At 44.4% G+C, this 14,841-nt stretch carries 14 protein-coding genes; 3 read left to right on the top strand and 11 right to left on the bottom strand.

All coding sequences use genetic code 11. The features are described 5' to 3' along the window. Positions 1–94 precede the first annotated feature (94 nt). From NZ043_RS23550 to NZ043_RS23530, 5 genes are all read right to left on the bottom strand, one after another. Complete coding sequence (locus tag NZ043_RS23550) at positions 95–889, bottom strand: SDR family NAD(P)-dependent oxidoreductase (protein WP_091030745.1); 795 nt, start codon at positions 887–889, stop codon at positions 95–97. A 130-nt stretch (positions 890–1,019) separates the two neighbouring features. Continuing rightward, positions 1,020–2,018 carry a helix-turn-helix domain-containing protein gene (locus tag NZ043_RS23545; RefSeq protein WP_339309354.1) on the bottom strand — a complete coding sequence of 333 codons (999 nt, stop codon included), beginning with the start codon at positions 2,016–2,018 and terminating at the stop codon, positions 1,020–1,022. Positions 2,019–2,174: 156 nt separating this feature from the next. After that, positions 2,175–4,349, bottom strand: a complete 2,175-nt coding sequence (locus NZ043_RS23540) for a stalk domain-containing protein (RefSeq protein ID WP_339309353.1) — start codon at positions 4,347–4,349, stop codon at positions 2,175–2,177. Between the two features lie 260 nt (positions 4,350–4,609). Beyond that, positions 4,610–5,215, bottom strand: a complete 606-nt coding sequence (locus tag NZ043_RS23535) for an alpha/beta fold hydrolase (RefSeq protein WP_091030754.1) — start codon at positions 5,213–5,215, stop codon at positions 4,610–4,612. A gap of 153 nt (positions 5,216–5,368) precedes the next feature. Next, positions 5,369–5,677, bottom strand: a complete 309-nt coding sequence (locus NZ043_RS23530) for a hypothetical protein (protein WP_339309352.1) — start codon at positions 5,675–5,677, stop codon at positions 5,369–5,371. A gap of 163 nt (positions 5,678–5,840) precedes the next feature. Here NZ043_RS23530 and NZ043_RS23525 point away from each other — a divergent pair, with 163 nt between their 5' ends. Together NZ043_RS23525 and NZ043_RS23520 are read left to right on the top strand one after the other, a co-directional pair. Next, positions 5,841–7,073, top strand: coding sequence for an ATP-binding protein (locus tag NZ043_RS23525; protein ID WP_339309351.1), 1,233 nt, complete (start codon positions 5,841–5,843; stop codon positions 7,071–7,073). Between the two features lie 46 nt (positions 7,074–7,119). After that, on the top strand, positions 7,120–7,545 hold the full coding sequence (locus NZ043_RS23520) for a hypothetical protein (RefSeq protein ID WP_091030763.1): 426 nt from the start codon (positions 7,120–7,122) through the stop codon (positions 7,543–7,545). 82 nt (positions 7,546–7,627) lie between these two features. On the opposite strand, the gene NZ043_RS23515 is transcribed toward NZ043_RS23520, so the two are convergent. After that, positions 7,628–8,860, bottom strand: a complete 1,233-nt coding sequence (locus NZ043_RS23515) for a sialidase family protein (RefSeq protein WP_091030766.1) — start codon at positions 8,858–8,860, stop codon at positions 7,628–7,630. A gap of 18 nt (positions 8,861–8,878) precedes the next feature. Continuing rightward, on the bottom strand, positions 8,879–9,247 hold the full coding sequence (locus NZ043_RS23510) for a hypothetical protein (RefSeq protein ID WP_091030768.1): 369 nt from the start codon (positions 9,245–9,247) through the stop codon (positions 8,879–8,881). A 182-nt stretch (positions 9,248–9,429) separates the two neighbouring features. Between NZ043_RS23510 and NZ043_RS23505 the strand changes: the two genes are divergently transcribed. Next, positions 9,430–10,704 carry a stalk domain-containing protein gene (locus tag NZ043_RS23505; protein WP_339309350.1) on the top strand — a complete coding sequence of 425 codons (1,275 nt, stop codon included), beginning with the start codon at positions 9,430–9,432 and terminating at the stop codon, positions 10,702–10,704. An 85-nt stretch (positions 10,705–10,789) separates the two neighbouring features. On the opposite strand, the gene NZ043_RS23500 is transcribed toward NZ043_RS23505, so the two are convergent. From NZ043_RS23500 to NZ043_RS23485, 4 genes are read right to left on the bottom strand one after another with little or no spacing between them, the layout of a single operon-like run. Beyond that, positions 10,790–11,008, bottom strand: coding sequence for a hypothetical protein (locus tag NZ043_RS23500; RefSeq protein ID WP_105598643.1), 219 nt, complete (start codon positions 11,006–11,008; stop codon positions 10,790–10,792). 44 nt (positions 11,009–11,052) lie between these two features. After that, entirely contained in the window at positions 11,053–12,228 is a 1,176-nt protein-coding gene (locus NZ043_RS23495; protein ID WP_339309349.1) for a Ger(x)C family spore germination protein, read from the bottom strand. Positions 12,229–12,246: 18 nt separating this feature from the next. Beyond that, entirely contained in the window at positions 12,247–13,362 is a 1,116-nt protein-coding gene (locus NZ043_RS23490) for an endospore germination permease (protein ID WP_176872648.1), read from the bottom strand. Between the two features lie 41 nt (positions 13,363–13,403). Then, complete coding sequence (locus tag NZ043_RS23485) at positions 13,404–14,813, bottom strand: spore germination protein (RefSeq protein ID WP_289392458.1); 1,410 nt, start codon at positions 14,811–14,813, stop codon at positions 13,404–13,406. Positions 14,814–14,841 lie beyond the last annotated feature (28 nt).

Raw genomic sequence — 14,841 nt, 5'->3', positions numbered from 1 at the left:
TCGATTGACGCCCCTCGCATAGATCATTTACAAATAAAAAAGTCGCCAATGCTGGCGACTTCTTATGGATACATATGCTGAATCCTCAACAAATTTAAAATATGGTGGGAACCATTCCCCCGTCCATACGGATGGGAGAGCCTCTAAAAGCTGAAGCATACGGACTGCATACAAATGCCGCGAGTCTGCCTATTTCACTTGGCTTGATGAATCGCTGCAATTCAGACTGAGGCAGATTGCTCTTCATAAAATCTTTCTCTTTTTCCTCGAAAGTCAGCGCCTCATCAGGGTATATGCTCTCAATGATATCACGCACATTCTCGGACAGTGTTGGACCTGGCAGGATCGTATTGATCGTAACTTCAGTTCCTGCTGTCAGTTTGGACAAACTTTTGGATAATGACAGCAACATTGATTTGGTCATGCAATATTGGGGCATCTGGCCTGAGGGCATAAGAGCTTCTTCACTCGCGATAAATATAATACGTCCGTCATTATTCTTCACCATTTTAGGTAAATAAAATTGGGATAAGCCATTGGCAGCCAATACATTGGTACGGAAATATTTCTCCCACACTTCATCGTTCACGTCTTCATAACTCATGATCTCATATATGCCCATGCTATTCACTAAAATATCAACCTCAGGGAACTTCTCAAATAAAGCTTGTCTTTGCTCCAGATCCACAAGATCAGCCGTGGCCTTTTGCGGAGAGGTCTCCGGAAAAGTAGACTTGATTTCGCGAACGGTTTGTTCCACCTCTTCATCATTGCGTCCATTAATCAAAACGTGAACACCTTCTCGGGCGAGCTCCATGGCAATTGCTTTACCGATTCCTTTTGTTGATCCTGTAACTAATGCTGTTTTCTCTTTTAGTCCCATATCCATCCTGCATTTCTCCTTCTTGATTACAACTATCCGGCAGGTGCTTCTTGAACATTGCCAACAGCTTCATGCACCGGATAGATATAATATTACGCAGTCTGAAGGGCCTAGTAACTAGCACTTTGCGCCAGAATTATTGCCTCACACGCCAACTTGAAGGTGTATCCCCTTCCCAGGTCTTGAAAGCACGATAGAATGAATTCTGATCTTCATATCCAACCAGGAATGCCACTTCTTTGATATCAAGTGAAGGATCTGCAAGGTACGCTCGGGCCTGCTCACGTCTGGCCTCGGTTAATAATTGCTTGAAGTTTGTGTTCTCCTCCGTCAGTCGCCGCTGCAAAGTACGATCACTCATGCGAAGCTCTTTGGCGACCGTCTGGATGTCAGGGCGCTTTCCTGTGAGGCTGCGTTTCATCATCCATTTGACCACTTCAGTAACGGAACGATTGCTCTCTTGTTCGTCCAGCGACCGATCCAGAGCCGGGGTCAGAATCTCCAGTAACTCCTCGTTATACGATAGAAATGGAAGTCTCAGATCTTTCCGTTCTAGCGTCAGCCGATTATAGTTGGAATTCGTATCGACTCGGCAGCCGAAGTAGGCCTCAAGGGTGGCTACGTCACCCATCGGTTGGGAGAACTCAACCCGTTTGGCAATCAAAGGCTGTCCTGTGCCCCTCCGTCCAAGTTCGATCAGAAATGCCAGCGTAATACCGACCAGTAATGGCGGACCTGGTTGCCCCTTATATAACCATTCGAGTTCAATGATACATTCCTCCCTTGCTTCGGTAATCTGCAAACTCTCGGGAGGACACATTTGCTTGTAACGCACCATGCGATTCAACGCATCACGATAATCACGAGCATGATACATTGCCAGTACAGGCGGAGGATACTTCGATATCTCATATCCGGTTGCAAGTTTGATGATGCCCTCGGCGGTGTCCCCAATGAGATCAGAGTACGCCTGCCAGATTGCAAAGTATTGAGATTGGGTCACTACTGGTTTATTTATTGTCTCAAGAGATAGTTGTGCTGTGCGAGCGATGTCATCAGCACCAATCCCTAATTGATGTAATCCAGCCCAAAATCCTGGGTGAACCTTAATTCGATCATTCGGTTGAGGTTGCATGTATACAGACTCCTTTAACTTGTTCCATTTTTATTCTGATTTCTAATTATAGAATGGATGTACCTATTTTTGAATCTTACCTCAGCGAGCCACTTTCATCACAATAACATAAATCGAAGAGGCCCTTGCTGTTCAGCAGGGACCTCTTCTACTCTTCTAGAAATCTTTAACCGTTTCAACCGCATATTGCGGCAGAGGATTGCCAGGTAAGGTTATTTTTGTGATTGCAATCAGTTGTTTATCTGACATGAACAGCTTTAGGATTGTTCCTTTGGTCGTTAGTGTCCCCGTCACTTTAAGTGTTTCCGTATCATACTGTTTAATCATGCGATCTTTTCCTGTGAAAAAGGTTTCCTTATGCGCTGAATGTACAGCTACATAGTCAAACGGATCGATTGCAGTCGCATATTGCATGTTACTTGCAGAGTTATTGGTAGCGGACAAAACCGTTCCGGCTCCGTTTAATACATACTTACCATCAGGTGTAATGCCAATAACCGTTGAGAACTTGTATTCACCGTGATAAGGAGAATCTTGGTTGCTACTAAACTTGCCATCCATTAACCGAAACATCTCAATATCTCTTGGCGAAGTGTCTGAGTCAACAGCATAGATCCGATCTTCCGATGGATGCAGGACCATGTGACTTCCTTCTCGTATGGTTGCACTGGAGATCTCCTTCTTTGTCGCCCGGTCATAACTAATGATAGAGGTCCATTGCCCGGAGCCCGAATTAACGTAGACATGACCGGAATGATCTACCTCAATTTCATATGGATCGATACGGGTATCCCACTGATCTTTGATTTTAAGAGTGTCAGCTTCAAGTACAACGATCTGTCCTCCCTGCTGCTCTTCAAAGCGGTATGAACTGTAATCAGCATTGCTGAAGATGACATAGATCTCACCATTTGCATACAGAAGCTTTCTTGGAGGAGTACTGAACGCAGTGGTCTCTCCCAGAACCTTGTTGTCGGCGTAACGATAAGCAAAAATAGTCGATTGATTTTCATCAATTGCAAAGATAACGGATTGAGCAGGATCTAAAGTAGCTTCACGAACCGTTCGCCCCATAAGATGAACATTCTGGCTAACAGTTGATGGCTGTTCTACAGTTGGATCTTGTTCCGTCACTGCTGTTTCCCTGAATTGATCTTGGTTAAGCACAGGAATAGACGAAAAGGATAATGCCGTGTATTTCTTGATCCAACGGGATGCATAATCAATTGGAATAGCAAAGTTCAAATCCCCTTTTTCTATACCCATTGTATTTACCCCAATGACTTCACCTTTCATATTAAGCAATGGTCCCCCGGAACTGCCATTGGTGATGGGAGTCGTAGTCTGTATTAGCCTCTCACCTCCGTAGTTTCGGATACCACTAATGATCCCTGTCGAAATCGTGTTTTGAAGTCCTTCAGGATTACCTATCGCTACTACAGGCTGCCCTGTAGTAATTTTAGTCGTTAGTCCTACATGAAGTGGAGGAATATTTGTACGCATGGATGTTTTCACTATGGCCAAATCGAGATTCTCATCCGCTGCAACGACTCCTTGTACTTCATAATATTGGTCCTGACTCGTCTGGATCATATAACTGCTGGAATCAGCAATGACGTGATAATTGGTTAAAAATAATCCGTATCCGATCGATATGGCACTACCGAATCCGAGATAATTATCATCCTTGTCATACGACTCCAGCATGACTACACTCTGTTCCAGACGGGCAACTTGTTCTGTGGACAATGTTTTACCTGTGTATGGATCTTTCGAATAAGGAGCAAGTACAAACTTTAAGTAATCAACGATTTCCCTATCCCGTTTTGCATTAAGAATAGTGGAATTACTTACGACGATAATGCCGCGGTCAAAAAACACCTTTTTACCAAACGCTTCGCTTACGGCCCTTAACGGGATGAACACTCTGCCTTCTTTGTATTGTGCCGGAGCGTCCAATGCAAAAGATTTGCCGTTAATGAACATCTTGCTGCTGCCTAATGTCACTTTGATGGATTTACCTGTGGCTTTAATGGTAGCTGTGGACGTTTTCGAGTCCCATGCCACTTGTGCTCCCAGACTCTCGCTTATGAAACGCAGAGGCAGCAGTGTCCGGTTATTTTTAACCAGAGGAACGATATTAAAATTGGTTTGGTCAATCAACGTGTCCGTATTATCAACGACTGCGTTTGGGCTGCCAAGCGAGAGAATGATAACCCCTTGGAATGTGGCGTTAAAATCAAACGAATCTTCTTCAGCGTACCCTGTAACAGGTGTACATGATAAACCCAAAATAATAGTTAACATTAAAACAAGTGTGCGTTTCATCATATTCTTGCTGTCTCCTCATGATGTCAGATGATAGGCTGTTGCCTTTGACAGTTTACAGTAATTCTTCCTATACTTCCTCTGGTATTATATTGTTTTTATTTACATATATCGGATGATCATGGAGTTCGAGTGGAACGCTGGGAACAAGACTTCATTAAAGTTCCGGGTAATACGAAAACACGACTGCCCATAAATGGTCAGTCGTGTTCAAGTCAATCATTAATATAGTATGAAAGAATGCACATTTTGTATGTTCAGAGCTACTCGTTCAACGCAGTTTTGATCAGAGCATTCACCCGTGAGTTAAACAGCAGACCGATATGGGATACGAGGGAAACCGAAACGTTGTTCGCCCCGTTCAACCGGGAAAGTACCGGGGACACAATCGTGTCACTGGTGGAATAGATCGAAGTCACCTTTATTCCACTCGGAGCTGTCGTTGTGGTCAATCGATTAGCCCCGCCAAGGGTAATCAACTTGTCCACTTTGGAAGCGCCTCCACGGTTAAGTATGTAATAGAGACTATTAGCTCCACCCATGCTATGAGCTATAATATTCACTTTCGTTTGACCCGTTTGGTTTAGAACATCATCTACGAATCGACTAATTGCTGCGGAGTTCAACAGCTGGTTTCCTTGTTTGCTAGGAAGGTCAATCGCGAATAATTCGTCTCTTGTCCACCCTTGGCTACGCAAATAACTCTCAATTGCTGTAAAATTGCTATCTGAACCGGTCAATCCATGTACCAATACAATGGGTGTACGTGCCGTAGCTGCAGAAGCCTTTGAACTTGATCCTATTCCAGTTATTGATAAGGCAAGGATCATACTCATGAATACAACAAGTATTAATTTGGTCTTTTTCACTCCATTCACTCTCCTGTAAAATGTTTTATATTCCATATATTACAATCTAACATATGGAATATAAATGAATCTTTAGTCCCATTTTTACAGGAATGTCTAAACTAGACTACAACTAACATCATTACATTTTATCAAACATTAGTTCTCTACTTCTTATCCTTCAACGATATCTGCACGTAGTTCCGTTGCAATCTCAATCATTTTGGGTACAATAGCTTCGTTAGAAATAGCTACATAAAGATCCCCGATGTACAAACGAAAAGCAATCTGTGCACCCTCAAGGTCCCACATAAAAAAGTCCCCCTCGATGGTCATGGTGCTCTCTGCTCCGACTATGTTAAGAACCGGTGAATAGGTAAAATCGGGTTGGGTTTCGAAGTAGAGTTTGCACTCTTCCAGTGAGATGGATTGTTCCGCATTGCTTTCTTGCATGGATCGGGTAATTCGAAAACGCTGATTCATTGATTTGCCTCCAAAACTTTATTAATATATACATGTTGCACAGCATTATATTTTCTCATTTCCGTCTTCCACTGTCAAAACCATACATGATCGATTCTTCGAATTCATATATACTGAATACAGTGCACAACGAATTTCTACAATCAGGAGGAGTCAAATCAATATGTTGAAAACAGAATTCATTGATGTACTATCCATAGTCTCACATAAATTATATGATTCGGCTGCTAATGTCATGGACACGGCAAGCAGGTTAATTCCTGCAAATACGTTTTGTATTGCCCAGTTGGATCATCTATCCACCAAAGTTCTGAACGTATATAATCGCGACAAACTAATCCTGGGTGAAGGGCTGGTCGTTGATAACGCCGAGTCATACTGTGCACTTGTGACTGAACATTCCCAAGGTCCGTTGGTGATCAATAATAATCTGACTCATCCATTAACCAGACATATGGACGCAACCGAATTCGTAGGTGGCTGCTCATTTGTCGGTGTGCCCATACATAATGAGAACGGAGAAATTTACGGCTCCCTTTGCTCATTTGATCAGGATTTCTATTCCTATCAACAAAAGGACGTGGATTTACTACTCTCCTTATCTTCATTTTTCACGAGTCTTCTTGAGATGGAAACAACTCTGCAACAGTTAAAACAGGCGGAAGAGACCGCTGCAAAAGTGCTTGAAGAAAAGAAAAATTTGCTGGCCGTTCTCAGCCACGAAATCCGGACGCCAATGAATGGTGTTCTTGCAATGGCCAATCTGTTGCAATCGACCAGGCTGAGTGAGGATCAATCGTTATATGTTAATGTCATTGAGTCAAGTGGCGCCAGCCTTCTGTCGATGATGGATCAAATTCTGGACTACTCCAAAGCAGAAGCTGGTGCGATCTCTCTGGAAATCAAGCCCTATAGTGTCACTGAAACAGTTGAACATGTATTACAATTATTCTCTTCTGAAGCACAGAAAAAAGGAATTAGGTTGTACGCAGAATATAATATTAATGATCATCTGATGCTTATGGGCGATCAGCACAAAGTTCGTCAGATTCTCATTAATCTTGTTGGGAATGCACTTAAATTTACAGAGAAAGGTGAAGTATGTATCTCTACTGAGGTATCTGCTGATACAGAAGGTACTCTCCATGCATCCTACGAAATAAAGGATACGGGCATTGGCATCCCACAGGATCGTCAGGATCTGTTGTTCAAATCCTACTCCCAGATTCATGGTAATTCAGGAAAATATGGCGGAGCAGGGCTGGGCCTGTCCATCTGTAAACAACTCGCTGAATTAATGGGTGGCGTTGTATGGCTTAAAGATTCCAGTGATTTGGGCAGTCAGTTTGTCTTTAATATTTCTAGCACTGCACCCACAGTCCATGCGAATATCTGAATGATGAATATATTATTCTATCTGGAACAGATAGGAGGTATATTCGATGACGAAATTTCTGGATGCAAGATCATCACAAAATGCTGCGTTGTTTAATTCCATTTCCATACCGATTCCAGTGATTAACACGCCTCAATTATTCGCCCAGATTGGTCTGCTAACGGCTGGAGCTGGATCCAATCCAAGGGTTTCGTTAAAAGGAACCATTACTGTGCAATTACCGCTCGCCCTTTTTCAAGTAAGAATTACTATTGTTAGAGGGACAGTGGCTACCGATCCGATTGTATACTCTGCAAACTTCACATACGGTCTGAGCGGTCTCCTCGTCCCCGAAGTTATCGTTTTTTCTGCCAACGACTATAATCCCCCGATAACTCCACAGATCACGTACACTGCATTTATCAGTACTAACTTGTTAGGAACAGTTCGTGTCGGCCCTGAGAGTTTCGACGGATTTATCGTTTCGGATTAAGCATATTGCCTTCACCCCCATACCATTTATCCTGTTGTTTGTTCATAGGATTAAAGTATGGGGGTGTTTTATTTAAGTCGAATTAGTTCCCAAAATAAACATCCAGTTTACCTGTAGGCGGCGTTGTCGCCATCCAGACAGCTGCCAAATTATCTGGACTAACTGTAGCCGCAGTAATATAGTCTCCAATGAGTACTGTGGGCATCGGAGAGTTGCCATTCGGATTAAAAGATGTAGTTGTGATGCGACGATTAGTGAAGCTCGCACCTCCATTAAACGATTCTGCAACAAAAACGTCCAGCAGGAATCCGTCAATTCGATTGGAGTAATAAATAACTCTGATCGTCCCTGCAAAAGGTGATACGGTTATCGACGGGAAAAAATTCTGTGTACCCGGTGGCGCGCCTGTGATACTGATGGGGTCTGACCATAAAAGGCCATCCGGAGATTCGCAGAGTAAAACATCGGTATATCCGGCACGTGCATCATTCCAAACCCCGTATAACGTCCCACTGTTAGGTCCATTTGATATATCCGCTCCCAAACTTAAGTTGGTCTGTACTCGAAAAGCATAATTAGGTACGGGTAAAGGCGAAGGTGCAGGTACAACGGATGAAATAAACGTTGCCTGTCTTTCCAGAGGAGGTTGATAGGTAATGCCCCCATCGTACGAAATACGCAATAAAGCGGACGGACTGGCAGGACCCGTAATGATATATCCTGCATAGACTTGACCCGAGAATCCAACAGCCAACGCTGCCCGGTCATGAATTCCTCGCGGATTCGACTGTCGGTCAGGTGGCTCCCAGGTTATCCCCTGAGTGAGCGATCTTTGCGTAAATATAGCGGAAGATGCGGTAGCAAGCGGAGTATATCCGACATATGCATGGCCTCGATAAGGGCTACCTGGAGAACGATCAACAGCTATGAAAGGCTCATCGTTATGAACAATAGTACCGAACCCCGCTTGGACGATAACCGGTGGCTGCCACGTGAGTCCATCATCAAAAGAAGTATAACTCGCAATCGTCCCATCATTGATCCCGTTAAACAAATGTACGGTAACGATAAAGGTATTCGGAAACGTATAGTCTATCGTAGGCGCCTCTGCTCCTGCATACCCTGCCGGTTGAGGAAGCACAGTGGTGGTCCAGGTACTGCCTCCATTAATGGAACGATAGAAACCAGTCAATGTTGGCCCAGTACTGGTATCCACAGCTACCACGCACATGATATTCGGGTTCAGCGTATTAACTGCAATTGAGGGTTCAAATTGACTGCCTGCCAAAGCCCCGGTAATATTCACAACTACCATCTGCTCACCTCGATTCCTTTAAGGGATATTTGTGAATCGGTCAATTAATGTCATCTCCGATTGAAGCACACGCTGGATGATCTGACCTGTAGAATTAACACCGTATACATGGATGACCGTACTTGTAGCACTAAAATAATCACTTTGCACCTCGTAAAACGCCGCATTGATCAGTGGATAGATTAAACTTCTCGTCGCTTGGGGAAGTAATTCAAAAAGATCATGACCAATTGGTATGCGTGCTGCTTGGGTGGTGTCCCATCTGAAAATTTCCAGCTCAATACTGACAGGCACATTAAGGGAATCATTAATGCAAGTCACGATGAGCTGAGTGGATTGGGTCTCACCCGAAGTTGGATTGTAAATAAAGCCTGTAGAGTTTGGCAAAAAGCACACTCCTTCCGCAATATATAGTAAAGTATATTACGATTCCTGCAGCCAGTATGACTATATCCCAGACTCTTATATTGGAACGATATGAAAATTTTGTTATGCTACATATGTTAGATTACTAGATTCTGTTCAAAATATAATTCTACTATTATGTACGGAGTTGGAGGACACAAACGATGCTTATTAAAAGAGCAGGAAAAATCGCTGCGGTTACTGTAATTGCTCTCTCTATCCTTGGAAGTACCCCCAATATCGGTGGAGCCTATGCTGCGCCGGCCATCTCAGTTCAATTGGATGATGTGCCCCTGAAATTTGATGCAGCTCCACGTATTGATAGAGGTGTCACTTACGTTCCGTTTCGGACGGTCGGGGAAGCCCTAGGTATCGATATTACCTGGAACAGCAAATCACAGACTGTAAAAGCAACGAACACTGTGAAAGGACAAACTACCGAGGTACTATTACAAGTTGGCAGCACCACAGCGACCGTAAATGGAAAAAAAGTTACACTCGCAGCAGCACCCGTTCAGCGGGAGGGCCGCGTACTTATTCCACTAAGTTCATTCAGTAACCAATTCGGTGTACAAGTAAGCTGGAATCAGGCAACCAAGACGGTCTCCCTCATTTCCCCACAACGCGAGATGCACCTGAGAGCCTTTTATGCATTGCAATCCTTTCAAGAAAAGGACCTTATTACTTCCATGAATTCCGTAGCCTTTGGCTGGAGCCGCATTGATCGTGAAGGTCAGTTTACGCTCCAAGGGGATGAATACCGTCTCCCTGCTGCTGCGGGTGATATTACACCGCAATCCATCGTTGCTGACGCAGCAGATCAGCAGATCCAACCGCAGCTCATGGTGTATGCTTTGGATGGAAATGGCGAACTGACCAAAGTTCTGAGCGACAGTAGCCTGCGGCAGAAATCGATTGAAGGCATAACTGCTGCTGTCGCAGAGCATGGTTTTGGCGGAGTTGTTCTGGATTTTGAAGGACTGGGCTTTAAACTGGATGTGGTAGAACAACAGAAGCTGCTCAATGCTTACGTGAAACAACTAAAGAGTTCCTTGCCCCAGGAGACAGCTTTATCTCTGGCGGTACCACCGCTAAATAGTGCTTATAAAGGTTATGATTACAAGACACTTGCCTCTATTGCAGATGATCTTATTATTATGGCCTATCAGTATAATCCGGTTGGCACCAAATCTCAGGTACCTGAGCCAAATAGTCTTGTAGATCAGGCAATTCAATTAGCCATACAGGCCGGTGTCCCGAAGAATAAACTTCTGCTCGGTATCAGTCTAAGCAGTGAAACGCCGTCCTCTGTTGATGATAAGCTGGGTCTCGCCAAACGTTATGACCTCAAAGGAGCCGCGTTCTGGCGTCTGGGTCTGTTCCGTTCCTACAATACCAAGATGGAAGATGCCGTGAATGCTTCTGTAATCAAAGAGTAAACATTCTGACTGGATACAGCTCACTTAAATAAAAGAAGGACCTCGCCTCTGGTACTCAGAGCTTGGTCCTTCTTTTCCCATCATCCTACTTTATAAATTTATCCACACTTCCAAATACAAGCTTCACAAACTGGGTAGGACCAGGCAAACGGGGCTGAAAGAGAAGAATGATCCCAATTACTGCTGCCACAGCAGTAACTCCCGCGCTCAATATTCTGGCTCGCTTTTCTTTGCTGCTCTTCCACTCTCCATACACTATCGCAGTCGCCAGCATCAATATTCCAAGGATTGAGCCTAGTTTCATGCAATCACCTCTCTTCTCAGGCTTTTAACAGGAGCAAATTACGTTCAACTTTCGTCCTCATTAGGTATCCCCTGTGGTCCTGTTGATTTTCCGGTACGTACTACATGTGCATCTACGTTGACTTCCACGTCCATATCAGGATAGATGGTTTCCCAGTTCTTCTCCTGCGCTTTCCATTGATTCGGATAATATCTGCGAAATTCAACTGCGAATTTGAAGAAATCGGAGCGCAGCTCTTTCTGGGACATGACTAAAGCATCATGAGCCAAAGATGTGAGCTTAGCCGACCATTCCTTTTCCAGTTTAGTTAATACAGCGGGATCAGTCAGATTGGCATCCGTCGTATTTAACACCACTTCTCCCCTGGTTTGGATGTCGACCTTCATACTCCACTGTTGGTTTACAATTCGCGGCTTCAAGGAGGTTTTATTTTCAATGAGTCTTATCGAAAAAGAACCCTCTAACGGCTCAAACTCAACAGGCATGATAATGTTGTTCAGTTCTTTTGCAAGTAGTAATACACCTACGCTTAGTGGTTCTTTGACCGTCTTGACATAGCGATCCTTCTTATACATACTCAGACCTTTCACATATGGCGTAGTTGTCAGTTTATCCTGATCGGGCTCCGGGGGTAAGATTAACATGCGAGACAAAATGGCGGAACTGCTAGGACCTTCAATAGATTTAGCCAGTTCAAGGGCAGTAACACGTGTACCTAACTTCAGATTAGCCATCTCACGCAACGATTCAGCAGAACTTCGCTCCAGTGGATCAAGTAACGCAAGGATATCTTTCGCAGCCTTTTCGCTGGAAAAGACATATGCATGCTCCCTGAACTGAGGGTAACGCAGGAAGAAATCGATATACTCGCGAATACCGCGTTTGCCGGCTTGCTCACTAATGATTATGACTTCGCAGTGGCCCCAGAACATATTCCGGGGAACTTTACGTTGTAACCGATTCAATGCCTCCGCAATTGTACGTCCTTCCGCTGTTCGAATCATTGTAACCCCGCTTGGACTACCTCCACTCCCACTGCTATCTCCTGCACTCGCCTTTCGCGGAATGAAAATCTGTGAAGTCAATTGTACTTTGCCATCTTCATAATCTATCCCTGTAGCCAGCACGATAGCCAAATCGTTAATTTCGATGCGATCCCAGCATCCACTTAAAAGCACACAACACAATATTGGCATTAGTAGTACTCTATATATTCGCAAGTGCTCCTCCCCCATCAATCAGGTGTTCGCTCGATTCTTCCGAAAATGTGCCCACCCTTTCTTCAGCCATGCGACACCGTAGATCATAGCCGGAAGGATAAATAAAATGCTGATCGTATACAAGTTGGCTGAAGCGCTAACCAAACTGGAAATACCGGATCCACCGGACACAACCCAGTAAGCAAATACCATGCACAGGAACGAAAGTGGACCAACGACAGGTTTGTAGTCCCGCAAACCAAACCATTCCGCGGTTGATGTAGCAAAGATATATAGAAAAACGGAAATTTTAACAAAAATACCGAAAATCCAGATGGCAATAATAAGGGATTCGATATGTTGCAAAAAGTCCGCAATGGTTATGTATCTTGCTGCGATCATGACCGGAAATACAAATGTATCCGTCAAATCACCAATTAAAAACAGGCAAAACAGATTGGTAACTGTCATTGCAGTTGTTGTAAACACAAGGGAACCCAGCATGACCCGGGTTATTCGTTTTTTTTCATTCACATAAGGTAGCAGAAAAGCCAACACGATATATTCACTAAACCATGCAGCAGGTGCAGCAGCCCCCGTAATAATGGGAATTGGACCCTTCTCCATAAAAGGAAACAGCTCGGCAGGATTCAGTTCACCAATCAATAATATAAAGATCAAAGCCAGCAGCACGATCAGCAGGGTAACAAACACCTGAGAGGTTCGTCCGACAACTTCGATCCCGAGTCTGACATTAATCGCACATACAACAACCATGGTACCCATCACAACAAACAAAGGTGTACGCGGAAGTGCATTATTGACAATGAATTCACCGTATTCCCGTATAATCAAGCCCGTCAGGTGGGGCAAGAAAGCGATATATATCAGACCGAATAACTTGCCCGGAATCCGACCAATAATCAATACACTGGATTGAATGAGTGTTTTTCCAGGGTACAGACGATCAAGTCCAACGGAAATACCAATAGCAGCCAATCCAACAATAGAACCTATAATTGGAGTCATCCACATGTCATGTCCTGCATAGTGCATTGTAATTCCAGGCACAGACAGGATAGCCGTTGCGAGAATGGCGGGAAAGACCATAAATGCCAATTGAGTCACCGATATTTTCCCTTTGTCAGTCAACATATGTAATCCCGCTCCCTTGTTTGCTCGAAATGTAGATTGTTCTAGTGTGGTTTGTTCCTTGGGGATGGACGCCACCATACATCCTTAAGTTCCTTAGCCATCGTAGGTGCTACCGGTGAGAGATAAGGTGTTCCAAATGAACGAAGACTGCTTAGATGAATGACAACCAAGATGACTCCCAGCATGACACCCGTGAGTCCCAGTGTTCCTGCCAGAAACATCATGGGAAAACGTAGTAGACGGGTCGCGATGCTGGCAGCATAGCGAGGGATCATGAAAGAAGCGATACCGGTAATCGCCACAATGATAATCATGGGGGCTGAGACAATTCCGGCACTCGTCGCCGCTTGCCCAATAATTAAGGCGCCCACGATACTGACCGCTGATCCGACCTGCTTGGGCAATCGGACGCCAGCCTCACGCAATGCTTCAAAGGCGATTTCCATAATGAGTGCTTCCACCAGTGCAGGAAAAGGGATCTCTTCTCTCGCCCGAGCAATACTGAGAAGCAATACGGTAGGAATCATCTCCTGATGAAACGTCGTAATCGCTACATAAGCCGATGGAAGCAGCATGGATAAAACAAAAAAAATGTATCGCAGCCAGCGTACAAAAACACTCATGAACACATTTTGATAATAATCTTCGGGGGATTGTAACATGGAAAAAATGGTCACTGGCGCGATAAGGGTAAACGGCGTTCCGTCAACGAGAATAGCAAAACGACCTTCCAGCAAGTTGGAAACAACGACATCCGGGCGCTCCGTCGCAATCATCTGTGGAAATGGTGAATATCGCTGATCAACAATGCCTTCTTCAATGTACTGACTCTCCAGTACGTCTCGGAGTTTTAAATCGCCAAGTCGTGTCTCCACTTCCTTAACAAGTTTGGGGTCAATAATCCCCTCCATGTATACAAGTGAAATACTGGTGTTTGTACGATCTCCCATGTTACGTGTATGAATCTTCAATACAGGTGTCTTGAGACGTTTGCGCAGTAAAGACATATTCATGGTCAATGATTCTGTGAACCCATCCCGTGCACCACGCACGGTCGATTCAGCTAACGGTTCTTCCGTTGAACGATTTGCTGCTTGGTATAGAGGGTATGTAGTTCCTCCTATTGAACCGTCCAGCAGTAACAGCGCTTCTCCTTCAAATATGGCCTGTACTGCCTGAGTAGTCGTTTCAACTTGCTTAACAGAAGCCAGGGGAACTTGCGCAGCTTTGATCCCCGTTTCCTGAAGGGGCGTTAGTACCTGTCGTTCCAGCCGCTCCGTATCGCATACACCAACACAATATACGCATAACGCTGATGTAAGACACGCGGTTTGGAATGTATGAAATATAACGTCCGAGCAACCCGCAAAAACGGAGCGTAACATTTCTTGATCAATAACAAGTTGTCCGGTTAATGGCAGGTCCTGTTGTGTTATCGCTGATGTGTCCATGACGCCTCCCCTTTCCGTAAACGCTCCG

Source organism: Paenibacillus sp. FSL k6-2145 (genome assembly GCF_037976585.1).
Classification (GTDB): Bacteria; Bacillota; Bacilli; order Paenibacillales; family Paenibacillaceae; genus Paenibacillus.
Note: the sequence above shows the minus strand (reverse complement) of the source record. Positions and strands in the feature narration are given on the sequence as shown.